We start from the raw sequence: 22,421 nt of genomic DNA, 5'->3' as shown, positions 1-22,421 counted from the left end.
CCTATGTTAGGCAGGTTCGGCGAAATAGGTTAGCGCGAAATAAAATTGAAATAAAAAATACTGGAAATTATGGAGGATAAGAAGAAATATATACCCTTGAAAGAATTGGAGATTTATCAATTATCTCGAAAGCTTTCGGTGATTGCATGGACGATTTATTCTAGATTGAACTTTCATGAAAAGAAATCTTGGGGAAATCAGATGTTGGAGTCAATCGACTCTGTTGGAGCTAATATAGCAGAAGGATACAGCAGATTTCATTATTTGGAAAAGGTTCAGTTCTACTTCTATTCAAGAGCTTCATTAGCTGAAGGAAAAGAACATTGGTTGGATTTAGGCCATGAAAGAGGTTTTGTAACCCTCGAAGAATGGGAAGAAATCTGCTCCATACATTATCCTCTTCAAGTTAAATTAAACAACACCATCTCCAAAACCTATGAAGCCAAGAAAGGAGGTAAAAATGAAAAGTAATAAATCCCAAAACTTGCATGGCCTAAAAAATAGCCTTGGGAGGAAATCAATCATCAATTTCTTTCTAAAAGGCGAACATTTACTAGTGAATTTTACTGTTGGAATAGGAAAGTTGATGTTGCGACCTATTTCACCTTTATTTCTACCTTATTTCAATTTATTTCAATTAAAACCTAATCTATCCTCCCTAAAGAAAACCATCTGTCTCCATATTATTTCAATTTTATTTCTACCTTATTTCAATTTATTTCAATTAAACGCTCAATCCCTCGAAAACTATCTCCTTTTGGCGTCGGAACAAAATTCTGCTCTTCAATCCTCTTTTAAACAATATCAAGCGGCATTAGAAAAAACGAATCAGGTGTCTTTGGAAAATCCTCAATTGAATATTGGGGTATTTACGAGACCGATGGAGTTGTTGATGGGGAATCAGCGTGGGGAAGTATCGTTGATGCAGATGTTCCCATGGTTTGGAATGCTGAAGACTCAAAAAGATGAAGCAACATTAATGGCGGAGGCGAAATATGAGGAGTTTAGGCAAGAGCGGAATGTTCTGTTGTATCAAGTGAAGGAGACCTACTTCCAATTGCAGCAATTAGAAAATACGATTGGGATTACCAGGGCTAATCTGGAGATATTAAAGTCTTTGGAGCAATTGGCCATCATTCGTTATCAGGGGGGAAATACTTCTGAGGCAGTATCCTCTGTATCAACTGCTGTCAGACGTCCTAACAGAGCTGGTCAAGCCAGTGGTACCAATGATGGCATGGGTATGGAAGGTGGTAGTGCCTCTGGCACTTCAGCTAGGAGACAGTCTTCAGGTTCATCATCGGCTATGTCTACTATGGGTTCGGGAGGAGGTTCGGGTAAACTCACAGATGTGCTTCGCTTACAAGTGCAGATCAAAGCTTTGGAATCGGATTTACAGCAATTGGAAGTGGACAAGAGACCTTTGCAAGTGCGCTTCAATCAGTTGGTAGGGAGAGAAAAAAATGAATCCGTTATCATCGAAAGTCAGCTTCAAAGTCAAAAAGCCTTAGGCTGGGAAGTAGAAATGTTGGAGCAAATCTTAGCATCGAATCCCATGTTGCTAATGCTTGAAAAGGAGGGCTTAGCTTATCAAAAACAAGGGGAGATGGCCAAATTGGAAGGTAAGCCTATGGTTGGTTTGGGATTAAACTATATGGTCTTTAGTCCAAGGGCTGAAATGGGTGTGCCCGGTGGCATGGGAGGAATGGATTATATGCCTGCTGGAATGGGTAGTAACATGGTGATGCCTATGGCGACAGTATCTTTACCGATTTATCGGAAAAAATATAAGGCGATGGAAACTGAATCCAAACTGTATTGGGAGGCCAATGAGCGTCAAAAGGAGGATTTGCAGAGAAATCTGGAAACAGAATTTGAAACGATTCTTGCCTCTATCAAAGATGCTGACCGCAAAGTCCGTCTCTTGGAAGAGCAAATCGAACTCACGGAGCAAACCTTGGAATTATCAGTTACCTCTTATGCCTCCGAAGGTAGTTCCTTCGAAGAAATCCTATCTATTCAGCGGGAGTTATTGGACTTCCGATTGAATCTTCTGAATACTAAAATTGAACGAGAAATTCAATTTGCTAGGGTGGAAACGTTGGTGGGTGTATGAAAATAGGTTATTCATTGATATTGGATATTGATGGATATTATTGGATAAATATCCCAATAACCAATGCTATTTTCTCGCAACGCTCGCCAGATTATTGTAGCGCTCGTGGCGAAACCCGTAACGACCTTTGCATGAACCCAAACAACGAATCGTCTTTCAACAAAACTTAAGTCTTATTTCTTGAATCTTGCCTCTTGTCTCTAAAAAATATGAAAAACAATAAAAATATACTCATCATCATCCTAGGCTGCTTGTTTTTCGGTGGTCTAGCGGGTTGGTTGATCCGTGGGACGGACGATCATCCAGATCACGAACACTTTCATGTAGCGGAAGATGGCACCATCTATACCTGTTCCATGCACCCCCAGATCCGGCAAGATGGTCCTGGCCAATGCCCGCTGTGTGGGATGGCTTTGACTCCTGTAGCCAGTGGGGCGGGAAACAATAATCCTTTTGTGCTGGAAATGACTCCAGAAGCAGTGGCACTTTCCAATGTGCAACTTATGCGTGTGAAATCTGGGCAAGGGACTGGCAAAATCACCTTGACTGGTAAAATCCAAACAAACGAACAGCGCGTCAAAAGCTTGACGGCCAACTTTGCGGGTAGGGTAGATCAGTTGTTTGTCAATTTTACCGGACAAGAGGTTAGAAGAGGGGAAAAGCTGGCAACTTTGTATTCCCCAGAGCTGGTCAATGCCCAAAAGGAATTGCTGGAAACAGCCAAAATCAAGGAGCGTCAGCCAGCGTTGTATCAAGCGGCCAAAGAGAAATTGAGACTTTGGAAAATCTCGGATGAGCAGATCAACAAAATAGAAAGTTCCGGTCAGGTCCAAACGCAGTTTGATGTGTATGCAGATGTGGCAGGAGTGGTGATGGTACGAAATGTTTCCGTAGGGGATTTTGTAAACAGAGGCTCGGTTATGTTTGAAATAGTAGACTTGAGTTCTGTTTGGGTCATGTTGGATGCCTATGAGTCCGATTTGGGAGCGATCAGAAAAGGAGATGAATTGAGTTTTCAAGTAGCTACTTATCCTGGAAAATCTTTTGCAGGTAAAGTGATTTATATTGATCCGGTCTTGAATCCAGAGACCCGCACTGTTGGGATTCGTGCAGAGGCTGCTAATAGAAATTTTGAATTGAAACCAGAGATGTTTGTTTCTGCTACCATTTCCGCAGCTCAGGCATCACAATCAGGATTGATGATTCCCAAGACAGCTATTCTTTGGACCGGACCTCGCTCGGTGGTTTATGTGCAGGTTGGTAATCGGGAAGCTCCTGCATTTGAGATGCGTGAGATCGAATTGGGACCGCGTGTAGGAGATGATTACTTGGTGTTTTCAGGAGTCGAAGAAGGGGAGCAAGTGGTCAGCAATGGGGTATTTGCCATCGATGCAGCGGCCCAGTTGAGTGGGAATTACAGCATGATGATGCGGCCAGAAGTGAAGACGTTGGAAGTGCCAGAAGCGTTTAAGGAACAGTTGACTGCGCTGACTCAGAGCTACTTGTCAATTAAAGATGGATTGGTAGCTAGTAATGTTCAGGCCACTCAGCAGGCAATCAACCCAACAAAAGCCAGTTTGGCAAAAGTGGAGGCATCCTTATTAGACGGCAAAGCGGGAGAAATCTGGGGTAAATTGTTAGGCCCTATTCGTAGCAGCTTGGATAAAATGGCCACAACTAGCAACGTGGAAGAACAGAGAAAGCAATTTGAAATTTTATCGGACAACTTGATTGATGCGGTGGAGTATTTCGGTATTGTGGAGAATACCATTTACCGTCAATACTGCCCGATGGCATTCAAAGATCAAGGAGCATATTGGTTGAGTGGGGAAAAAGAAATCCGGAATCCGTATTTTGGTGATATGATGTTGACCTGCGGGGAGGTTAAAGAAACGTATCAGCCTGGTAAGCGAGTAGCAGCAATAGGTGGTACATCTGAGGAGAAAGCCGTACCAGCATCTGCAACAACCCACGATCATTCTGCGCACACTGCGCATGATCACAGTGCCCATGCAGGGCCATCTGCTTCTAAGAGTCCACGAACAGCCGCCATGGCGAATATTGGTAAAAGTCATGTGCACGTGGATTATGCAGCTCCAAGTGTGAGGGGGAGAGAGATCTTTGGAGGATTGGTAGGCTATGGCGATGTGTGGGTAACCGGAGCCCACATGGCTACGAATATTTCCTTCAATCAGGATTTGGAAATTGGAGGGAAGCGTATTCCTGCTGGGAAATATGCCATTTTTACCATTCCTCGAGCAGATAAATGGACCTTAATTCTCAATAAAAATTTTAATCAACATTTGGCTGATGATTACGATGAAAAAGAGGATGTGGCCCGTTGGGAAATTACATCGGTGGTATTGAAAGAGTCGGTTGAAAAAATGACATTTGAAGTGATCTCCACCAAAGGAAATGAAGGGAAACTTCGCTTTGCATGGAGCGATCGTTCATTTGAAGTACCCTTAAAAAGTTTATAAACCAATGACCTTAACTCACCCACTCCATAGAACAATCTTTGGTAATCCTGCCAATGAAGGCAATTTGATGACCCTTGCTGATGCAGAAAATTTACTCCATGATTGGGTGAAAAACGAAAAATTGCTCTTTCACATGCAGCAGGTAGGGCATTTGATGAAGGCTTTTGCACTCGCCAAAGGCTTTGATTCATATACACAGCAGCTTTGGCATTTATCGGGGCTACTGCACGATGCGGACTGGGATCAGTGGCCGGATGATCATTGCAGAAAAATCATTGAAGAACTGGAGGCAAGAAATCAGGATCCACGCATGATCAAAGCTATAGCTTCTCATGGCCCTCGCTATTTCGGAGTAGATCCAGATTCTGAAATGGATAAAATGTTGTATGCCTTCGATGAGTTGTCGGGTTTTGTACATGCCTATTCCTTGATGCGTCCTCAAGGGTATGAAGGAATGGAAATCAAAGGTGTCAAAAAGCGATTGAAAGATAAAAGTTTTGCCGCTCAGGTCAGCAGAGAAGACATCGCCGATGCTTCTCAACGAGCAGGGATAGAAGTGGAGGAGTTGATTCAGCTTGTGATTGATCATCAATTGAGGGGCTAATCACTAAGCTTTATTAAGCATATTTATTCTGAATATGCTTTTTTATTAGCTGAATATCGGGTTTACTACTGGTAGTAGGAGCCTCTTTCAGTCTGTCTAGCAGTCTTTTTGAAGCTTCTTGATCTTTCGTTTTCATTAGTTTTGACATTAAGGACTTTTAAATTTTAAAAATCCAGATTATAAACAAAAAACAAAAAGCCCAACGAATTTTCATTGGGCTTTTGACTTTTTATAGGTACTGATTAGTTGATCACTTCAAGCTCTCTTCCAACTTCAATAAATGCAGCAATGGCTTGATCTAAATGCTCTTGGTCATGACCTGCGGAGATTTGAACACGGATTCTTGCCTGTCCTTTGGGTACTACTGGGTAGTAGAAGCCGATCACATAAATACCTTTTTCCAATAATTTCTCCGCCATCTGCTGAGAAAGTACGGCGTCGTACAACATGATTGGTACAATGGCATGCTCACCTGGCTTGATATCAAAACCAGCTTCGCTCATTTTTTCTCTGAAATATTGAGTATTGGATTCCAGTTTATCGCGAAGCTCAGTTGTCTCGGATAGTAAATCAAATACTGCAATGGAGGCACCTGTGATGGAAGGGGCTAAGGTATTGGAAAACAAATAAGGTCTAGAACGCTGACGTAATAAGTCGATGATTTCTTTTCGGCCAGAAGTAAATCCACCGGAAGCACCACCCAAGGCTTTACCTAGCGTTCCCGTGATAATGTCCATCTTTCCCATCACACCGCAATGCTCGTGAACACCTCTTCCCGTTTTACCCATAAAGCCTGTAGAATGACACTCGTCACTCATGACCAAAGCATTGTATTTTTCTGCTAAAGCAACGATTTTGTCCAATTGGGCGATGGTTCCATCCATGGAGAAAACCCCATCGGTGACGATGATTTTTTGCTGAGCTCCTTTGGCATCTGCATCTTGCAATTGCTTTTCCAAATCAGCCATATCATTATGCAAGTAACGAAATCTCATGGCTTTGCACAGACGTACCCCGTCAATGATAGATGCATGATTTAAGGCATCGGAGATGATAGCATCTTCAGGTCCGAAAAGTGGCTCAAATACTCCTCCATTTGCATCAAATGCTGCCGCATAAAGGATGGTGTCTTCGGTTCCTAGAAACTCAGAAATTTTATCTTCTAGTTGTTTGTGGATATCCTGTGTCCCACAAATAAAGCGTACAGAGGACATGCCAAATCCATGGGTGTCAATTGCATTTTTAGCCGCTTCCACTACTTTTGGATGGGAAGAAAGACCTAAGTAGTTGTTGGCGCAAAAGTTTAGCACCTTTTTACCACCTTCAATGGTGATTTCTGCGGATTGGGGAGAAGTGATGATACGTTCTCTTTTGTACAAGCCAGCAGCTTCAATGTCTTTTAACTCTTGTTCTAATTTGGGTTTGAGGGTATCGTACATAATATTTGGTAAGTAAAGGTTTTTGACTCCTATTTTCGAAAATAATGAAATTCATGTGCTTAAATCATTATTTTTGTTTCGAATATCAATCCCAAATATAATCAAAAAATTAGGGCTTTGTTTGCCCGAAGATCGTAAAGCATGGAAAGAATCTTAATCATCGGTGCTGCTGGACAGCTCGGTTCGGAATTGACATGGGCTCTCACAGAGCTTTATGGTGGTGACAATGTGATTGCCACCGATATTAATCCACAAGCCTTAACAAAGTTTGATTACTGCCAGTCCAGGGTGCTGGATGTCATGGATAAAGATGCGCTTAGGAATCTGGTGATAGATCAGAACATCAAACAAATCTATCATTTGGCGGCTGTACTTTCAGCTACAGGGGAGCAAAATCCACTTTTTGCCTGGAATTTGAATATGGATAGTTTGATTTTTGTATTGGAGTTGGCGAAGGAACTGAAATTGGATAAGATTTATTGGCCTTCTTCTATTGCTGTGTTTGGTCCCAACACACCCAAAATCAATACTCCTCAATATTGTGTGAAAGAGCCAAACACCGTTTATGGTATTTCGAAGCAAGCAGGGGAGCGCTGGTGCGAATATTACTTCCAGAAGTTTGGAGTGGACGTGAGAAGTTTGAGGTACCCGGGTTTGATTGGCTATAAGTCATTGCCAGGGGGAGGTACCACAGATTATGCAGTGGATATCTACCATAAGGCGATTGCTGGGGAACACTTCGTTTCATTTTTGAAAGAAGATTCTTACTTACCGATGATGTATATGCCCGATGCGATCAAAGCCACATTGGATTTGATGCATGCTCCCAAAGAGCAGGTATTAATCCGTTCCAGTTATAACTTAGCTGCGATGAGTTTTTCGCCCAAAGAAATCTTTGAAAGTATTCGCTTACAATATCCTGAGTTTTCAATTTCCTTTGAACCAGATTTCAGGCAGGTAATTGCCGATAGCTGGCCTGACAGTGTCGACGATACAAGGGCTAGAGAAGATTGGGGATGGAAGCCTCAGTATGGTTTGCAGGAGATGACGGATGATATTTTAAAGCATCTGCCTACATTTACCTTCTAGGATTTCTTGCTCGCAGAAAGCGCGGAAGACGCGGGAATAAATTGAAATAGAGGGGAAATAAGGTAGAAATAAATTGAAATAAAGTAAAATTAAGGTTGAAATAATTTTAGATCGAGGAATGAGTTTCTGCTACCGGAGTTAGCCCTGGCAGGTTTTAAAAACCTGCCAGGGCTTTTAGTTATTAGCTTCGCAAATTTTACGATTTTCCACAAAAAGAGAATTTTTGAATCAAACTAATGGGTGATTTTAAAACGATTTGTAATTTTCAAGTTCGGATTCCACCAAGACTTGGTACTAAGTACATCGTACTTGGTACATCGTACATCAACTCACCTCAAGCCTGCAATCTCCTCCGGTTCAAACCCTAACACAAGTTTGCCTTTGCCATTATCCACGATGGGGCGTTTGATCATGCTGCTATTTTTGCAAAGGATATCAATGGCTGAGGATTGGGATTCTAAAAGAGCTTTGTCAGCATCACTGAGTCTTCGGTAGGTGGTGCCTTTTTTATTGATTAGTGCTTCAAAACCAACGATTGCTGCAAAATTCTCTAGCAGGTTTTTGGTTGGAGCTTGTTTTTTATAATCAATGAACTGATATTTGATTCCTTCAGATTCCAAAAAATCGAAGGTTTTTTTCATGGTATTACAATTTTTTATTCCGTAAACTTTCATATTTAAGTTGTGATTGAGTGCTAATTTTAATCAAACTTAATGAATAGCGGGGTAGAAGGCTATTTTTTTTGGATGAATTACTGATTTGATTCAAAAAATTGATAAATTAAAAAACCCTAAGCACTTAAAATTGATATGCCAGCTGACGATAGAAAATTACCGTATTGTTTGAATTGCGGTGAGGAGTTCCATCAGGATGAAAACTTTTGCCCAGCTTGCGGGCAAGAAAATAAGGATTCTCGGATGCCGATATTTGTGTTTTTAGAAGATTTTTTTTCCACCTTTCTCAATTTCGATACTATTTTTATACGCACAGTACCGGCATTTATCACAAAGCCCGGTGCCTTGACCCTAGCGTTTAATGAGGGAAGAAGAAGGCATTTCATTCAGCCGATCAAGCTGTACTTATTGATGTCTTTGTTTTACTTTTTTGTTTTTGGATTACTGATACCAAAGGATGTATTAGATCAAGCAATGATGGGTTCTAGAGAGGGTTCACCGATTTCGATGAATGGACAATTTGCTGAAATACGTGAAAATCTTTCGGAAGCTGAAAGGGTTGAGTTTGATAGTCTGATCAACAAAGGTGCGTTAGAATCAGTGCAAACGATATGGCCACAATTGGCAGAATCCATCAATGAACAAAGAGTCGATTGGAAAGAATTGAAGTTTCTGGCAATTGATCCATTGGTTTCAGATGAAGAGTTTGAGGAAGTATTTATAAACTCAAGATTTCATCTTCAGCATAATCTTAGTATCAGCAAAATCCGTGCTTTTATAGCTAACTCCAGTTTTTTTATCAATGGGGTAGCTCGAAATCTTCCGGTAATGATGTTTTTCATACTTCCGTTTTTTGCTCTAATCCTACAGCTATTGTATGTGAGAGGAGGTTTTTATTTTGTAGAGCATCTGATCCATGGCTTACATCTTCATGCTTTTGCTTATTTTTTGTATGGTTTGGCAATTTCTTGGGGATTTGTTGTAGATCAATATTCGGAGCAAGTATTGGGTTGGTCTTTTATACTTGTTTCCATTTATGCCTATTTTTCCATGAAAAAAGTGTACGGGCAAGGCTGGTTTAAAACCTTAGTCAAGTTTTTGTTTTTAGGGTTATTTTATCTGTTATTTCTGCTTTTAGGATTGATTTTAGAAGTTTATATCACGCTTTTATTACTTTAAAAAAAAAGCTACAAAATTGATAGAGTTCAACTTTGTAGCTTTCAATAAGTTCAATAATGGCATTTTGGCCACTTTGATTAACTTTTTTATGCGATTAGCTCTTTCATTGTATCATGATGCGCATCGACGATTTTTTGAATCAATTCATCTGTCAATGCAGTAGATAGAAACAAAGATTCAAACTGTGAAGGGGCTAAATAAATACCCCTCTTCAACATTCCTTGGAAGTATTTTCCAAATAGTACAGTGTCCGAATGCTTCGCAGTAGCAAAATCAAAGACTTCATGAGTTGTAAAGAATAAACTATACATGCTGCCGAGATGGTTGACTGTATAACTTAATCCAAGCTCTTTTAAAGAGTCTTTAATCCCGTGGGTTAACTTCCTTCCGATTTCATTTAGTCTCGTGTAAACCTCTGGGTGTGCATCTAGATGTCTAAGCATGGCCAATCCTGCGGCCATTGCGATAGGATTACCAGACAATGTCCCAGCTTGGTACACAGGGCCTGCGGGAGACACGCAATCCATGATTTCCTTTTTACCGCCATAAGCACCAACAGGCATACCTCCACCGATGATTTTGCCTAAAGTAGTCATGTCTGGTGTTACACCAAACAATTCTTGCGCACCACCTTTTGCTAAACGAAATCCTGTCATCACCTCATCAAAAATCAGTACGATGCCTTCCTTGTTGCAAATGTCGCGTAATCCCTGGAGGTAGCCCTCTTTAGGAATAGCTAGCCCCATATTTCCTGGCACCGGTTCCAAAATGATTGCTGCTATCTCTCCTTTGTTTGCAGCTACGAGCGCTTCAATGGATGTGAGATCATTGTAGGGAGCTAATAGCGTATCTTTTGCAGTGCCTTTGGTGACGCCGGGTGAATCGGGATTCCCCATGGTGATCGCACCACTGCCAGCTGAAATTAGAAAGGAATCTCCATGTCCGTGATAATGACCTTCCATTTTGATGATCTTATCTTTGCCGGTGTAACCTCTTGCCACTCGAATAGCCGACATGGTCGCTTCGGTGCCTGAATTTACCATGCGTACCCGCTCTACGGAGGGTACCATAGAAATGATAAGTTCTGCTATTTCAATCTCACGAGCTGTTGGAGCGCCAAAAGAGGTGCCATTCTCCATGGCTTTAATGACTGCTTCTTTGATCAAGGGGTGATTATGTCCCAAAATCATAGGACCCCAACTATTGATCAGTTCGATGTATGCATTATCATCTTCATCGTAAATATAGGCTCCGGAGGCTTTTTGGATGAAGATAGGATCTCCACCAACTGCTCGAAATGCCCTAACAGGAGAATTTACACCTCCTGGAATAAAGTTTTTAGCCCTTTCGAAAAGGCTTTTACTTTTTGAAATCTGCATGTATATTCGATTATTTAAGTTCTAAAATACCGTTTTCCAGTCTGTAAACTGGAACAAATGTATTGCTTTGGGATTGGGTAAAGTTAAATCCTTGACTGATTTTGCCTTCTCTGAAACCACTCCTATTCAGTCCATCTCTCCAATCGCGCTTATGGGATTGCTCAAATGTGCTATATATAAAGTACATCAATTCATAACCCAAGCTTACGTTGAGAGAAGGATACATCATGTTTTTTCCAAGGAAGTCCTCTCGAAACCGCTCATAAGGTTGGGAATTGAGTTTGAGAAGGTTGTTTGCGACGAAGTGGAAGTTTTGATTCTCGAGCATTTCATAATTTGCAAAGTTGAAATACAACCACGAATCCATAACCAATACAGGTGTATGGATGTTTTTGGATTCCATAAATCCAACCGCGGAATTGGCTGTATTTGGGTCATCACTTAACAAAATCACTAAGTCAGCCCGTGTTGTGGAGTCAGTTCTAATACCCAACCCCTCAAAAAAAGAAACCACTTCTCTTCCAGTAATTTTTTGTGATCGAATAATCGAATAACCATCTTTTCGAAGGTCATTTTCTAATTCTTTTATCAACAATTCATCCCTTGATGCAGTAGAATAGCCTATAGCAATTTTTTTACCATAGATGTTATTTTTAGCAAATGCTGTAATTCCTTTAGAGAGCTGTTCAATTGATGGTCGAAATAAGTAAGCGTAGTCTAAGTCTTTGATTCGATCATCAACGTTGGAAAGAGGATTGATAAATGGAATATTATACCTCTCCGAAAACATAGCTACTATTTCCACTTCTTCTGGATAAATTGGGCCTACGATGATATCTGAATTGATAACAAAGGGATCTGCTAATATTTGTTGAAGTTTAGTTGTATTTCTTTCAGTATCATAGGTTTTGATCCGAAGTTGAACTCGTTGTTTTAGTAATTCCTCAGAAGCAAAATTCAACCCTTGGTACAATTCAAAAATGAAATTAGATGAGTTTAACTCTCTTACATCTCTGCTCCCGCTTTGGTTGAATGGAAGTATTACTGCTACATCTAAATAGTTTGTGTTTTTTGAAGTTGAGAAGCTACTAGTTTCAATTTCAACTTTTTCTTTTAATTGCGTTAGTATTGTTCGCTCTTCCGATGATAACCGTTGCTTGGATTGCAATTGTTGCAGATAAGCCAAGTTAAACCCTTGATTCGCTGAGGCCATAGTGGCATTTTCTTTAAGAAAATCCAGTTCTGTATCTTTTAAAAATTCAAAACTTGCATTTTCTGCTTCCTTAAAAAGGATGGGGTCTTTGATTCCAGTAATTGTCTTTAGAGCACTCGATTTTTGACCTTGTTTAAAATAAGTTAATGCCAAAAGGTATTGGGCCTCTTCTTTTTGATCGATTATACCACGATTGAGTAGGCTGCTCAGCAGTTCTTCTGCTAGGCTAAATTGACCACGCTGATAGGCTGCAAAGGCAACATGATAGGTTGCATAGGTAGAGAGATTCCCATATTCCTTTTCATCCAAAAAAGGACGTAGAGCATCCATTGCTTCTTCGTAATTCCCATAACTGATCAAGGTTTTGCCACGTTTGTAATTAGCCAGTTTGTCTTGAGCAAAGAGGCTAAGGCTGAGCGTTAGGGAAAAGAACAAGGCTAGTATTGCTTTCATTTGCATAGCTATCAGGAAAGGATCATTCAGTACTTTAAATTGAGCTTCGAATTTAGCCTATTTTGGACCAAAAGAAAAGAAAAAAGCCATCCTTCAAGGATGGCTTGAGCTTAATTAACAGGAAATTATTCCCATTCGATGGTTGCAGGTGGTTTAGAAGAGATATCGTAGACTACACGGTTCACACCTTTGACTCGATTGATGATTTCGTTAGAAATTTTTCCCAAAAACTCATAGGGTAAGTGAATCCAGTCAGCAGTCATGCCATCTACTGAGCCAACAGCTCGAAGTGCTACCACTTTTTCATAGGTTCTTTCATCGCCCATAACACCCACGGATTGAATAGGAAGGAGGATTGCTCCAGCTTGCCATACTTGGTCATATAAGCCATGTGTTTTTAACCCTTGTATAAAAATATGGTCTACTTCCTGAAGTGTTTTAACTTTCTCAGCTGTTATGTCTCCCAAGATGCGGATAGCCAATCCTGGACCTGGGAACGGATGTCTTCCGATGATTGTTTCCGGAATTTCAAGTGCTCTGCCCACTTCTCTTACTTCATCTTTGAAGAGTGTGTTGAGTGGTTCCACGACTGATAATTTCATAAAATCAGGCAAGCCGCCAACATTGTGATGGGATTTGATGGTGGCTGAAGGGCCTTTTACGGATACGGATTCAATGACATCTGGATAAATGGTGCCCTGCCCCAGCCATTTTACACCTTCAATCTTGTGTGCTTCATCGTCAAAGACCTCTATGAACACTCTACCAATGGCTTTTCTTTTGGCTTCTGGCTCAGTTATACCAGCTAATGCATCGTAAAAGCGTTGCTTGGAATCCACTCCAATGACGTTTAATCCGAGTGTTTTGTAAGAATCCAATACCTCTTGGTATTCATTTTTTCTTAACAATCCATTATCTACAAAGACACAGGTCAAATTATCTCCAATCGCTCGGTGAATCAAGGTAGCAGCTACTGAAGAATCTACCCCTCCCGATAAGCCCATGACTACTTTATCAAGGCCAATTTTGGCTTTAAGTTCGGCAACTGTAGTGTCAATAAAAGTATCTGAAGTCCAATCTTGCGAACAGCCGCAAATGCCTACGACAAAGTTTCTAAGTAGATTTTTACCTTCCAATGAATGGGTTACTTCTGGATGAAACTGGATACCGTATGTTTCTTCTCCTTGGATTTTAAAAGCTGCTACCCTAACTGATTCTGTACTGGCGATGACATCAAATCCTTGGGGCAATTCTTTGATGGTGTCACCATGTGACATCCAAACTTGGGAGCCATGGGTCATTTCTTTTAATAAATCATAATGAAGATCGAGGTGATCCAAATTAGCTCTGCCATACTCTCTAATTTCGGAAGGGAGTACTTCGCCGCCGTATTTTTGAGCTAATAATTGTGAGCCGTAGCATACACCAAGGATTGGTAATTTGCCACGAAGACTATCAAGATCAAGATCGGGTGAACCTTCGTCCCTGACCGAGCAAGGGCTTCCTGAAAGGATGATGCCTTTGATGTGATCAGTGATTTCGGGGATCTTATTATACGGATGAATTTCACAGTAAACATTGAGTTCCCTTACCCTGCGGGCAATCAATTGTGTGTATTGGGAACCGAAGTCAAGAATGAGGATTTGTTCTGCCATGTGCAAAGGTACATAGGCATTTAGGATATGGAAAAAGAATTAAGAAAAAATTCAAAATTATATTTTGCGTCTTATTCCTCTGTGAAGTTACTGTTTTCTCCTTCAAATAAGGTTTCAAGCTCTACTGCGTGTATTCCCTTCTCTTCCTGTAGATATTTAGCAAAAACAGCCTTGGAACCATGAGTGAGGTAAACAGTTTCAGCTTCAGTTGCTTGAATCGCCTGAATTAGCCCTTTCCAATCTGCATGGTCTGATAGTACAAACCCTGCATCTGCGGCTCTTCTTCTCCGAGTACCCCGTATACTCATCCACCCTGAACAAATCCCTGTCCGGTAGGGACCGAATTTTTTCATCCATGGAGTACCCATAGCACTAGGTGGGGCAAGAATCATGGCTTTTTTGAATCTGCTTTTGTTGATTTCAGCACTGACTTTCTCCACTTTTCTTAACGAAATACCATTGTTGATCAATGCTTCATTGGTGTTCCAAATTGCCCCATGAACAAAAATTTCCCCTATATCTGAGTTCAGGTGCTGAAGGATGCGTTGAGCTTTGCCTAAAGAATATGCGAAAAGCACAGAGTTTCTATCTTGAGCGGCATTTTGGGACCACCAACGATTGATTTTTTCAAAAGTAACAGATTGAGGCTCCCAGTCATACATGGGCATTCCGAATGTACACTCGGAAACAAATTCGTGGCATTTGACAGGCTCAAAAGGAGTGGAGAGTCCGTCATTTTCTATTTTATAGTCCCCTGAAACTACAACTGTCTTTCCTTGATACGTGATTTTTACTTGTGCGGAACCCGGAATGTGGCCGGCGGGAATTAGGGAGATTTCAACACCATTGATGAAAAGAGGTTCTTGGTAAGAAATGGTTTGCAATGAAATATCACTTCCCAATCGAAGTTTCATCACTTCGGCTGAATCTTGATGAGCCAAGTAGTGTTTCATTCCCCATCTGGAGTGATCGGAATGTGCATGCGTAATCACCGCATAGTCCACCGGACGCCAAGGGTCTATGAATATATCTGCGGGTGGGCAGTATAGACCTTTAGGAGTCAATTCTAGTAAACTCATAGAATTTCTTCAAGTGGCTTCCCTGGTTTAGGATAGCTTAACCTAGCCAATCTTTGGCCTATATGGTATTCATCTAGTCCTGTGTTGGTGACTGTTTCTAACTCATTTAAATCTAAGGACCCATCCTTTCGAAGTCCTTTTTCTTCTACAAAAACATCTTCAATGTCAGCAAGAAGTAATTCTGTACCGTTGATTTTCAGTGTGACTCGTTCTGCTAATTTACAGGCAACCTTCAAAGGGCTTAGTTTTACAAAGGGGGCAAAGAATCCATTTAAATATTCTTCTTCTAAGCCAGTCGCCTCAAACTCTGACCCTTCATAGCGGGCTGCAGTTTGATGTGCCTCTTTATAGAAAACAGGAGTGACGTGATTTAAAGTGAAATAACCTGTGTTGAGAATGTTTTCAAACGTATGTCTTTCTACTGTGTGAGGTCTAAATAAAATTCCCACAACGGGAGGGGTGGCTCCCACATGAAAAATTTGAGAAAATGGGGAAAGGTTAGTCACCCCATTTTCATTTTTTGTACCTATAAGGTTTAAGCTTTTATAGCCTGCCAATGAATTAACAAAGTCTCTTCTAAAAAAAGATTCCGCTTCTAAAAGCTGTTTCTTGGAAAGGTGAACCATCATATTTCAATCGCTTCTTCTACTGTATTGCAGTATCTGATATCTAATAGGTGGATGATGTTGTCAGGATTGTTCTTTAGGATTTGCTCTTTTGCGATTTGGACCATTTTCTCAAACCACTTTTCCTCTGGTAATATTTTTCTATGGGTATCGAGTCCTAATTCGAGCATTTTGTTTTTCCAATTAAGGAAGTACCATTCCATACTTGGTTGATGAAATGCTCTGAGTGCTCTTTTATCGAAAATAAACTTTTTGTAAGTGCCACTTTCTACAATTTTGGAAATTTTGTGAAAGGTCTCTTTAAAATCTTCAATTGGAATATAATCTGTTAACAATTCACAGATGATAATACCTTTTTCAGGATTGGCATAGACCTTTGAGTACCTTTCCTCAAATGCGATGGCAAATCCCTGATATTCTTTGGTATTGGCAGCAATATTCATGAGTCGGTTGATCTTGATTTAGTGAAATGTACGGTTTTTTAAAGATTTATTATTGGTAACTTCATCTTTGAAGGAACCTAAATTTTCTTCAAGCCTTATAGCATAATCCAACGTAGTCTTTATCAACTCTTGCTGAGATTGGATTTGTTCTTTTAAACGTACCAATTCCATATTCATCTCAGACAACTTAGACTTATACTCTTCCTCTAGACGCTCTTTCTCGAGCCTGGCCTTTTCCAGTTCTTCCTTGAAAATCAAATATGATTCAGGTGGAGTCTTCATAATCTTATACTTTTACTCGGTCGGGAAAGTTCCCTTTTCTACTACACATTTCTTGCCCAATTGTTTTCAAATACCTATTTCAATGAACTCATGCCTCCATCTACATTGAGCACTTGACCTGTCATCCATTCTGCTCCATCAGAAAGCAGGAAGAGTGTGGCATTTGCAATATCTTGAGGTTGACCATACCTCCCTAACGGATGTCTCTTATTGGATGCTTCTTTCTTATCATCCGTACCCAATAGCATCCCCGCAAGTGGAGTATCTGTAAGTGATGGCGCGACCACATTGACCCGGATTTTGTTGGCAGCCCATTCAGATGCGAGAGATTTAGCTAAGCCTTCAACAGCTCCTTTAGCAGCTGAGATAGAAGCATGAAAACCAAGCCCTGTTTTTACTGCAACAGTGCTATAAAGCACAACAGATGCCGATGGAGATTTTTTAAGTCCTTTTAAGCAGGCTTGAAGTACCTTGACAGCTCCCAATAGGTTGATATCGAAGTCTTTCTGAAAATCTGCTATACTAAATCTATGAAAAGGCTTGAGGTTGATAGTGCCTGGACAATAAACCAAACCGTCTATTTGCTCAGGCAAACCTTCGATACTTGAAAAGTCAGAAGTCACATCTAATTTTTCTCCTTCCGATCCGGAACGACTGTAAGAATAAACTTTTGCGCCTTGCAATTCGCACATTTCTTTCACTTGTTGACCAATTCCGGAGTTTCCACCGATGATCACAATCTGTTTGTTAGCCAAATTCATCATATATGTATAATTCGAATCGTGAATAAATTGTTTAAAAAAAACCGGGACTTTAGCCCCGGTTTAAGTTGGTTTAGTTAGGAAATGTTGTGCGTAATCGAGTGTACCCCTCATCCAACTCACCCGAAAACGCATAGATTTTAAAGACTTATATATTTCATAAACTCTGTACGAGCATTTTCATCACGTTCAAACTTGCCTGAATAAAAGGCTGTTACTGTTGAACTATTTACATCTTGAACTCCTCTAGAACTGACGCACATGTGATGTGCATCTATTACAACAGCGATATCATCTGTACCCAATAGTTCTTTAAGTTCGTTTCCAATTTGCATTGTTAACCTTTCTTGTACCTGCGGCCTCTTGGCATAGTATTGAACAATTCTATTAATTTTAGAAAGTCCAATGACTTGACCATTTGAGATATATGCTACATGTGCTTTGCCTGTGATAGGTACAAAGTGATGTTCGCAATTAGAGAAGAAGGTAATATCCTTCTCAACTAGCATTTCATTATACTTGTATTTGTTCTCAAACAATTTCACATCAGGCTTATTTTTGGGATTTAACCCACTGAAAATTTCCTGAATGTACATTTTTGCAACTCTACGCGGAGTTCCTTTCAGACTGTCATCTGTAAGGTCTAAACCTAATACATGCATGATTTCCCTGAAATGTTTTTCAATCAATTCCATTTTCAGCTCGTCATCAATTTCGAATGCATCAGCGCGCAGAGGTGTGTCTGCTGAAGTTCCGATGTGCTCATCGCCAATTTCGTCAATTAAGTGTTCAGAATTAGATATTTCCATCGTATTCAACATAGTTTCTTTCTGTTTCATAAAGTCGAATGGTTAGTTCGTAAATGTGATCAATTTTCTCCCTCAGAATATTCCAAATAACCACTGCAATATTCTCCGCAGATGGATTGAGATTCTTAAATTCATCGGTGTCAAGATTTAGGTTTTTGTGGTCAAATTTATTTAATACATGTTCTTTAATAAGGTCACTCAACACTTTCATGTCAAAAACATACCCTGTCTCCGGATCAACTGGGCCTACCAATTTTACGATCAAATCGTAGTTGTGACCATGGTAATATTTATTGTTACACTTACCGAAATAAGCCTCATTTTGCTCATCGGACCAATTGGGATTGTGTAATCTATGTGCGGCATTAAAATGCTCTTTTCTATAAACGGCTACTTTCATCAGGTTTAGAACAGCAGTTTTTTATTTTTTGTTTAATATTATTGAAAAATGTTTAAACAAATAAGTTAAATAACTGAAATTCAATAGGTTTAAATTGTGATTTATACGGGAGTTTCACTTAATTGACTTCATTAACAGTGATTTATGCAAATGCAGTTCCAAAAAAGTAAGAAATTGTAGATGGTGTATTTTAAATTATTGGATTTTTCAAAAGTATTTGGAACTTAGTGTCTTGTATTAACGGTTTTCCTTATAATACTACAACAAAAGTTTGACTCTACTGCTTCCTCATGCGGCTTCTTACCCTTAGTTTTATCTTGTTGATTGGCAGTTCATTTACACAGCCCTCTGAGCATAGCCATATAAATTTTCGATCATCTTTTACTAGTTCTTTTGAAGAGATATTATGGCAACAGCTACAGACAGGTCGTGAATATTTCATTCTTCCAGATAAAGAAGTATTAACTGTTGGTGCGAAAGGTTATTTTCATTTATTAGAAAATGGTCAATTAGAGGAAGGAAAGCCTTTAGCAGTAATTGATTTTTCTTTGCCATCCACCGAAAAGAGGTTGTGGATAATTGACATGGAAGAGGGAAAGTTGATCCATCATGGATATGTCGCACACGGAAGAAATTCCGGGGAATTGAAGGCCGAACGATTTTCCAATCAAAACTCATCTTATATGAGTAGTTTGGGCTTTTACCGAACGGCAGAGACTTATCAAGGAAAACATGGGTATTCTTTACGTTTGGATGGTTTGGAACAAGGGTTTAACGATCGTGCTCGGGAGCGTGCTATTGTTATACACGGGGCAGCATATGCAAGTGAGGACTTTATTCGTCAAACTGGAAGGTTAGGAAGAAGTTTAGGTTGCCCAGCTCTTCCACCGAGTGAAAGTGCTTTCTTAATTAATCACTTGAAAGAAGGGGCGTTATTGTTTATTTATGCAGAAGATGAGCACTATCTTTCTGGATCAAGTTTAGTGAATGTAGATGATGTTGGAATATAAAAAAGAAAAGCTTTTGGACGTATTAGATTTTTTTAACGAATTGATGTCTTTGCGACTGTTTGCTGTAGGAGAAAGTTCACTTACTATAGGACTTTTATTGACTGTGGTGATATCTATTGTTTTTTTGTTTGTAGTGGCCGAATGGATTCGAAGGCTTCTTGTTAATCGAATTTTAAAAAACTATGCATTGGAAATGGGTACCCGACAATCAGTGGGTACGATTGTAAAATATATTCTGATTGTAGCAGGATTATTTTCTATACTCCAAACCAACGGGATTGACTTAAGTGCGTTTGGTATTCTAGCAGGTGCTTTAGGTGTGGGTATTGGTTTTGGTCTTCAAAATATTACCAACAATTTTATTTCAGGATTGATTATTTTGTTTGAGCGTCCAATCAAAGTTGGTGATAGAATTGAGGTTGGGGATATTTCTGGAGACGTATCAACAATTTCAGCTCGGTCGACCACAATAATTACGAATGATAATATTTCAGTCATTATTCCAAATTCTCAGTTTATTGATTCACAGGTCATCAATTGGTCTCATAATGAGCGCAAAGTACGTTTTAATTTTCCTGTTGGAGTTTCTTATAAGGAAGATCCTTCTAAAGTTCGTGCGGTCTTATTAGAGGTTGCGGCAGCACATGCATCCGTATTGAAAAATCCAGCTCCTGACGTTTTATTTGAAGAATTTGCAGATAGCAGTTTAAATTTTAATCTCAGAGTATGGACTATCGATTATATTAATAAACCCAAAGTGCTCAAATCTGAATTGTACTATGAAATTTTCACCCGTTTTAAAGCAGAAAATATTGAAATTCCATTTCCTCAGAGAGATGTGCACATTTTTAATAATGATCAAAAATTGAATAATTAAAGTTTTTTGTATTTATTTATTTCCTTAAAGTATCTTCACGTGTTGAACAATGGAGGAATGAAAAGGCTGACTTTGCTTGTGGTTTTTATATTGATGGGAGAGAGTGCCTTTTCTCAAAGTTTTTACCGTTACAGGTTTGATGCACCTTGGTCTGTATCTGCTTCTGGGGGATTAACACAATATTTTGGTGAATTATATTCCCTATGGAGATACAATGAAGGGATACAACCCGAATGGAATGCTAATATTTCGGTTCGAAAAGTAGTTGGAACCTACACCAAGCTCCGATGGGAAGTAAGTCATGTGAGGATGTCCGGTCAAGATCCTCCTGCAGACCCGAGAAGTTTTCGAAGCCCGAGAGACCTACATTTCAGGGCACGTAATTGGGAAACTTCTTTAATCGGGGAAATTCATTTGAAACCGGTGAAAGTGTATAATATTACCCGAAATTTTATTAATTTCTATGCCTTTGGAGGCGTAGGGGTGTCTACCAACAATCCACAGGCTGAATTGAATGGACGTTGGGTTGATTTGAGGCCTTTACAATTGGAGAATAACCCTTACAATAAACACATCATTGTTTTTCCAACTGGTATTGGCATGAAATACAAGGCAAATGTATGGTCAGATTTTTTTATTGAACTAAATTACCGTTGGACTTTGACAGACTACTTAGATGATATTTCAGCATTCAATATCAGTGAGTTTTACATGGATTTGATTAGAGATTATGGATTTAATGGAAATGGTCCAAATCCTGATCGTTTGAGATTGGCTGTTCGAAATCCCGACTTCCTGAATTCTGTTACAGGAGAACCCGACGTACAAAAGATATTGGAAAATAGGGGTAGGATTCGAAGAGGATCGGGATTGAATGAGCGGTATGATGGGTATTTAACAGTTAATTTTGGTGTAGAATTGTATCTATCAAATGATATTTTTGATAACTGGATTTTCAGGAATAGAGTAAATGAAAAACGGTTTCGTTTTTGGTAGAGGAGATAAGGGTGATTTACTTGTAGGAAGGGGGAGCCACTTGAGACTTTCGGTGGACATGGATTTTGGAGATATGTAAAACTTTGTAGGCTTAGGCTTGGTTAACGTTTGAAACTAACTTGTTTTGATATGAAAAAGTATTTAGCGATTGTTGTTTTAATGATGTTTTCTTTCACATCATTTGCTCAGAAAAAAGTAAGCAGTTATCCACAAACCTATTGGTCTTCAGGAGGTGAGTGGATTTTTTCGGCTGGAACAGTAGCAGATGCAAATAATGTATTACGTTGGGCACCAGTAATAAACTTGCAGAACTTCCTGAATTTTGATACCAGTGATAATTTTGGATGGTTTACAGGATTTAATGTTCGAAATGTGGGTTTTATTTTCGATGAATCACCAACCGTTAGGAAAAAGGTCAGATCTTATAATGTAGGAATTCCTGTTGGGGTGAAATTTGGAAACTTAGATGGAAAGTTTTTCTTTGCAGGGTATGAATTGGAGCGTTCTGTGAATTATCGTGAGCGTACTTTTGTGGATGAACGCAGAGTTGATCGATTCAATGTGTGGTTCAGTGATCGGGTAAATCCATGGCAAAGTTCCCTGTTTTTTGGAATCAATTACCGCAGTGGCACTACTCTTAAATTCAAATACTATCCTTCAGAGTTTTTCAATAGAAACTTTACAGCTACTGACTCCAACACCGGAGCAACCATTCGTCCTTATGAGAACATTCAAGCGAACGTATTTTATGTATCCTTGAGTTTCGATGTGTTTAGCAAAGGGAAATTTGCATTCTTGGATTAGAAATCGGCTCGCGGAAATCGCGGAAGACACGGAATCAAATTGAAATAGGGTAG

General features: G+C 39.7%; 23 protein-coding genes. 10 read left to right on the top strand and 13 right to left on the bottom strand.

Annotated features, from left to right (window positions below; all coding sequences use genetic code 11):
- Positions 1 to 69 precede the first annotated feature (69 nt).
- The 4 genes from IPZ59_RS18205 to IPZ59_RS18190 all read left to right on the top strand — a co-directional run bounded on the left by IPZ59_RS18205 (position 70) and on the right by IPZ59_RS18190 (position 5,200).
- Entirely contained in the window at positions 70 to 471 is a 402-nt protein-coding gene (locus tag IPZ59_RS18205) for a four helix bundle protein (RefSeq protein ID WP_236137473.1), read from the top strand.
- Between the two features lie 115 nt (positions 472 to 586).
- Positions 587 to 2,116, top strand: a complete 1,530-nt coding sequence (locus IPZ59_RS18200; protein ID WP_394800747.1) for a TolC family protein — start codon at positions 587 to 589, stop codon at positions 2,114 to 2,116.
- A 209-nt stretch (positions 2,117 to 2,325) separates the two neighbouring features.
- Positions 2,326 to 4,596 (top strand): efflux RND transporter periplasmic adaptor subunit, encoded by a 2,271-nt coding sequence (locus tag IPZ59_RS18195; RefSeq protein ID WP_236137471.1) that lies wholly within the window; start codon positions 2,326 to 2,328, stop codon positions 4,594 to 4,596.
- 4 nt (positions 4,597 to 4,600) lie between these two features.
- Positions 4,601 to 5,200, top strand: coding sequence for a hydrolase (locus IPZ59_RS18190; RefSeq protein WP_236137470.1), 600 nt, complete (start codon positions 4,601 to 4,603; stop codon positions 5,198 to 5,200).
- 13 nt (positions 5,201 to 5,213) lie between these two features.
- Here IPZ59_RS18190 and IPZ59_RS20285 read toward each other — a convergent pair whose 3' ends face one another.
- On the bottom strand, positions 5,214 to 5,336 hold the full coding sequence (locus IPZ59_RS20285; RefSeq protein WP_262912230.1) for a hypothetical protein: 123 nt from the start codon (positions 5,334 to 5,336) through the stop codon (positions 5,214 to 5,216).
- A 106-nt stretch (positions 5,337 to 5,442) separates the two neighbouring features.
- Positions 5,443 to 6,639, bottom strand: a complete 1,197-nt coding sequence (kbl, locus tag IPZ59_RS18185) for a glycine C-acetyltransferase (RefSeq protein ID WP_236137469.1) — start codon at positions 6,637 to 6,639, stop codon at positions 5,443 to 5,445.
- A gap of 141 nt (positions 6,640 to 6,780) precedes the next feature.
- On the opposite strand from kbl, the gene IPZ59_RS18180 reads away from it, so the two are divergent.
- Positions 6,781 to 7,728 carry an NAD-dependent epimerase/dehydratase family protein gene (locus IPZ59_RS18180; RefSeq protein WP_236137468.1) on the top strand — a complete coding sequence of 316 codons (948 nt, stop codon included), beginning with the start codon at positions 6,781 to 6,783 and terminating at the stop codon, positions 7,726 to 7,728.
- Positions 7,729 to 8,057: 329 nt separating this feature from the next.
- Here IPZ59_RS18180 and IPZ59_RS18175 read toward each other — a convergent pair whose 3' ends face one another.
- On the bottom strand, positions 8,058 to 8,402 hold the full coding sequence (locus tag IPZ59_RS18175; RefSeq protein ID WP_262912229.1) for a Spx/MgsR family RNA polymerase-binding regulatory protein: 345 nt from the start codon (positions 8,400 to 8,402) through the stop codon (positions 8,058 to 8,060).
- A 135-nt stretch (positions 8,403 to 8,537) separates the two neighbouring features.
- On the opposite strand from IPZ59_RS18175, the gene IPZ59_RS18170 reads away from it, so the two are divergent.
- The gene (locus IPZ59_RS18170; protein WP_236137466.1) at positions 8,538 to 9,581 is read left to right on the top strand and encodes a DUF3667 domain-containing protein; all 1,044 of its coding nucleotides are present in this window, start codon (positions 8,538 to 8,540) and stop codon (positions 9,579 to 9,581) included.
- Between the two features lie 86 nt (positions 9,582 to 9,667).
- Here the strand turns inward: IPZ59_RS18170 and hemL are convergent, their stop codons facing one another.
- The 10 genes from hemL to IPZ59_RS18120 all read right to left on the bottom strand — a co-directional run bounded on the left by hemL (position 9,668) and on the right by IPZ59_RS18120 (position 18,681).
- Entirely contained in the window at positions 9,668 to 10,960 is a 1,293-nt protein-coding gene (gene hemL / locus IPZ59_RS18165) for a glutamate-1-semialdehyde 2,1-aminomutase (RefSeq protein ID WP_236137465.1), read from the bottom strand.
- Between the two features lie 10 nt (positions 10,961 to 10,970).
- A complete protein-coding gene (locus IPZ59_RS18160) occupies positions 10,971 to 12,626 on the bottom strand; it encodes an ABC transporter substrate-binding protein (RefSeq protein WP_236137464.1) in 1,656 nt (551 codons plus the stop codon).
- A 125-nt stretch (positions 12,627 to 12,751) separates the two neighbouring features.
- On the bottom strand, positions 12,752 to 14,281 hold the full coding sequence (gene guaA, locus IPZ59_RS18155; RefSeq protein ID WP_236137463.1) for a glutamine-hydrolyzing GMP synthase: 1,530 nt from the start codon (positions 14,279 to 14,281) through the stop codon (positions 12,752 to 12,754).
- Positions 14,282 to 14,352: 71 nt separating this feature from the next.
- On the bottom strand, positions 14,353 to 15,360 hold the full coding sequence (locus tag IPZ59_RS18150) for a ligase-associated DNA damage response exonuclease (RefSeq protein ID WP_236137462.1): 1,008 nt from the start codon (positions 15,358 to 15,360) through the stop codon (positions 14,353 to 14,355).
- Positions 15,357 to 15,989, bottom strand: a complete 633-nt coding sequence (locus IPZ59_RS18145) for a flavin reductase family protein (RefSeq protein ID WP_236137461.1) — start codon at positions 15,987 to 15,989, stop codon at positions 15,357 to 15,359. The genes IPZ59_RS18150 and IPZ59_RS18145 overlap by 4 nt, the downstream gene beginning before the upstream one ends.
- Complete coding sequence (locus IPZ59_RS18140; RefSeq protein ID WP_236137460.1) at positions 15,986 to 16,429, bottom strand: hypothetical protein; 444 nt, start codon at positions 16,427 to 16,429, stop codon at positions 15,986 to 15,988. Before IPZ59_RS18140 ends, IPZ59_RS18145 begins: the two co-directional genes overlap by 4 nt.
- A gap of 18 nt (positions 16,430 to 16,447) precedes the next feature.
- Positions 16,448 to 16,711 (bottom strand): hypothetical protein, encoded by a 264-nt coding sequence (locus IPZ59_RS18135; RefSeq protein ID WP_236137459.1) that lies wholly within the window; start codon positions 16,709 to 16,711, stop codon positions 16,448 to 16,450.
- Positions 16,712 to 16,785: 74 nt separating this feature from the next.
- Positions 16,786 to 17,472, bottom strand: a complete 687-nt coding sequence (locus IPZ59_RS18130; protein WP_394800746.1) for an SDR family NAD(P)-dependent oxidoreductase — start codon at positions 17,470 to 17,472, stop codon at positions 16,786 to 16,788.
- Positions 17,473 to 17,612: 140 nt separating this feature from the next.
- Positions 17,613 to 18,311 (bottom strand): GTP cyclohydrolase I FolE, encoded by a 699-nt coding sequence (gene folE, locus IPZ59_RS18125; RefSeq protein WP_236137458.1) that lies wholly within the window; start codon positions 18,309 to 18,311, stop codon positions 17,613 to 17,615.
- Positions 18,268 to 18,681: a 6-pyruvoyl trahydropterin synthase family protein gene (locus tag IPZ59_RS18120; RefSeq protein WP_236137457.1), complete on the bottom strand. Its 414-nt coding sequence runs from the start codon at positions 18,679 to 18,681 to the stop codon at positions 18,268 to 18,270. The genes folE and IPZ59_RS18120 overlap by 44 nt, the downstream gene beginning before the upstream one ends.
- 290 nt (positions 18,682 to 18,971) lie before the next feature.
- Between IPZ59_RS18120 and IPZ59_RS18115 the strand changes: the two genes are divergently transcribed.
- From IPZ59_RS18115 to IPZ59_RS18100, 4 genes are all read left to right on the top strand, one after another.
- The gene (locus tag IPZ59_RS18115; RefSeq protein WP_236137456.1) at positions 18,972 to 19,691 is read left to right on the top strand and encodes a murein L,D-transpeptidase catalytic domain family protein; all 720 of its coding nucleotides are present in this window, start codon (positions 18,972 to 18,974) and stop codon (positions 19,689 to 19,691) included.
- Positions 19,675 to 20,568, top strand: coding sequence for a mechanosensitive ion channel family protein (locus tag IPZ59_RS18110; RefSeq protein ID WP_236137455.1), 894 nt, complete (start codon positions 19,675 to 19,677; stop codon positions 20,566 to 20,568). The genes IPZ59_RS18115 and IPZ59_RS18110 overlap by 17 nt, the downstream gene beginning before the upstream one ends.
- Positions 20,569 to 20,625: 57 nt before the next feature.
- Entirely contained in the window at positions 20,626 to 21,564 is a 939-nt protein-coding gene (locus IPZ59_RS18105; RefSeq protein ID WP_236137454.1) for a hypothetical protein, read from the top strand.
- Between the two features lie 129 nt (positions 21,565 to 21,693).
- Positions 21,694 to 22,368, top strand: coding sequence for a hypothetical protein (locus tag IPZ59_RS18100; protein WP_236137453.1), 675 nt, complete (start codon positions 21,694 to 21,696; stop codon positions 22,366 to 22,368).
- Positions 22,369 to 22,421: the final 53 nt, after the last annotated feature.

This window comes from Mongoliitalea daihaiensis (assembly GCF_021596945.1).
GTDB classification, from domain to species: domain Bacteria; phylum Bacteroidota; class Bacteroidia; order Cytophagales; family Cyclobacteriaceae; genus Mongoliitalea; species Mongoliitalea daihaiensis.
The sequence above is the reverse complement of the archived record's forward strand: the minus strand, read 5'-3'. Positions and strand labels throughout refer to the sequence as shown.

Excerpts from the sequence above, each read along its gene's own strand:
- IPZ59_RS18205 (WP_236137473.1), top strand. The coding sequence starts at position 70 with ATGGAGGATAAGAAGAAATATATACCCTTGAAAGAATTGGAGATTTAT.
- IPZ59_RS18200 (WP_394800747.1), top strand. The coding sequence starts at position 587 with ATGTTGCGACCTATTTCACCTTTATTTCTACCTTATTTCAATTTATTT.
- IPZ59_RS18195 (WP_236137471.1), top strand. The coding sequence starts at position 2,326 with ATGAAAAACAATAAAAATATACTCATCATCATCCTAGGCTGCTTGTTT.
- IPZ59_RS18190 (WP_236137470.1), top strand. The coding sequence starts at position 4,601 with ATGACCTTAACTCACCCACTCCATAGAACAATCTTTGGTAATCCTGCC.
- IPZ59_RS20285 (WP_262912230.1), bottom strand. The coding sequence starts at position 5,336 with ATGAAAACGAAAGATCAAGAAGCTTCAAAAAGACTGCTAGACAGACTG.
- kbl (WP_236137469.1), bottom strand. The coding sequence starts at position 6,639 with ATGTACGATACCCTCAAACCCAAATTAGAACAAGAGTTAAAAGACATT.
- IPZ59_RS18180 (WP_236137468.1), top strand. The coding sequence starts at position 6,781 with ATGGAAAGAATCTTAATCATCGGTGCTGCTGGACAGCTCGGTTCGGAA.
- IPZ59_RS18175 (WP_262912229.1), bottom strand. The coding sequence starts at position 8,402 with ATGAAAGTTTACGGAATAAAAAATTGTAATACCATGAAAAAAACCTTC.
- IPZ59_RS18170 (WP_236137466.1), top strand. The coding sequence starts at position 8,538 with ATGCCAGCTGACGATAGAAAATTACCGTATTGTTTGAATTGCGGTGAG.
- hemL (WP_236137465.1), bottom strand. The coding sequence starts at position 10,960 with ATGCAGATTTCAAAAAGTAAAAGCCTTTTCGAAAGGGCTAAAAACTTT.
- IPZ59_RS18160 (WP_236137464.1), bottom strand. The coding sequence starts at position 12,626 with ATGAAAGCAATACTAGCCTTGTTCTTTTCCCTAACGCTCAGCCTTAGC.
- guaA (WP_236137463.1), bottom strand. The coding sequence starts at position 14,281 with ATGGCAGAACAAATCCTCATTCTTGACTTCGGTTCCCAATACACACAA.
- IPZ59_RS18150 (WP_236137462.1), bottom strand. The coding sequence starts at position 15,360 with ATGAGTTTACTAGAATTGACTCCTAAAGGTCTATACTGCCCACCCGCA.
- IPZ59_RS18145 (WP_236137461.1), bottom strand. The coding sequence starts at position 15,989 with ATGATGGTTCACCTTTCCAAGAAACAGCTTTTAGAAGCGGAATCTTTT.
- IPZ59_RS18140 (WP_236137460.1), bottom strand. The coding sequence starts at position 16,429 with ATGAATATTGCTGCCAATACCAAAGAATATCAGGGATTTGCCATCGCA.
- IPZ59_RS18135 (WP_236137459.1), bottom strand. The coding sequence starts at position 16,711 with ATGAAGACTCCACCTGAATCATATTTGATTTTCAAGGAAGAACTGGAA.
- IPZ59_RS18130 (WP_394800746.1), bottom strand. The coding sequence starts at position 17,472 with ATGAATTTGGCTAACAAACAGATTGTGATCATCGGTGGAAACTCCGGA.
- folE (WP_236137458.1), bottom strand. The coding sequence starts at position 18,311 with ATGAAACAGAAAGAAACTATGTTGAATACGATGGAAATATCTAATTCT.
- IPZ59_RS18120 (WP_236137457.1), bottom strand. The coding sequence starts at position 18,681 with ATGAAAGTAGCCGTTTATAGAAAAGAGCATTTTAATGCCGCACATAGA.
- IPZ59_RS18115 (WP_236137456.1), top strand. The coding sequence starts at position 18,972 with ATGCGGCTTCTTACCCTTAGTTTTATCTTGTTGATTGGCAGTTCATTT.
- IPZ59_RS18110 (WP_236137455.1), top strand. The coding sequence starts at position 19,675 with ATGATGTTGGAATATAAAAAAGAAAAGCTTTTGGACGTATTAGATTTT.
- IPZ59_RS18105 (WP_236137454.1), top strand. The coding sequence starts at position 20,626 with ATGAAAAGGCTGACTTTGCTTGTGGTTTTTATATTGATGGGAGAGAGT.
- IPZ59_RS18100 (WP_236137453.1), top strand. The coding sequence starts at position 21,694 with ATGAAAAAGTATTTAGCGATTGTTGTTTTAATGATGTTTTCTTTCACA.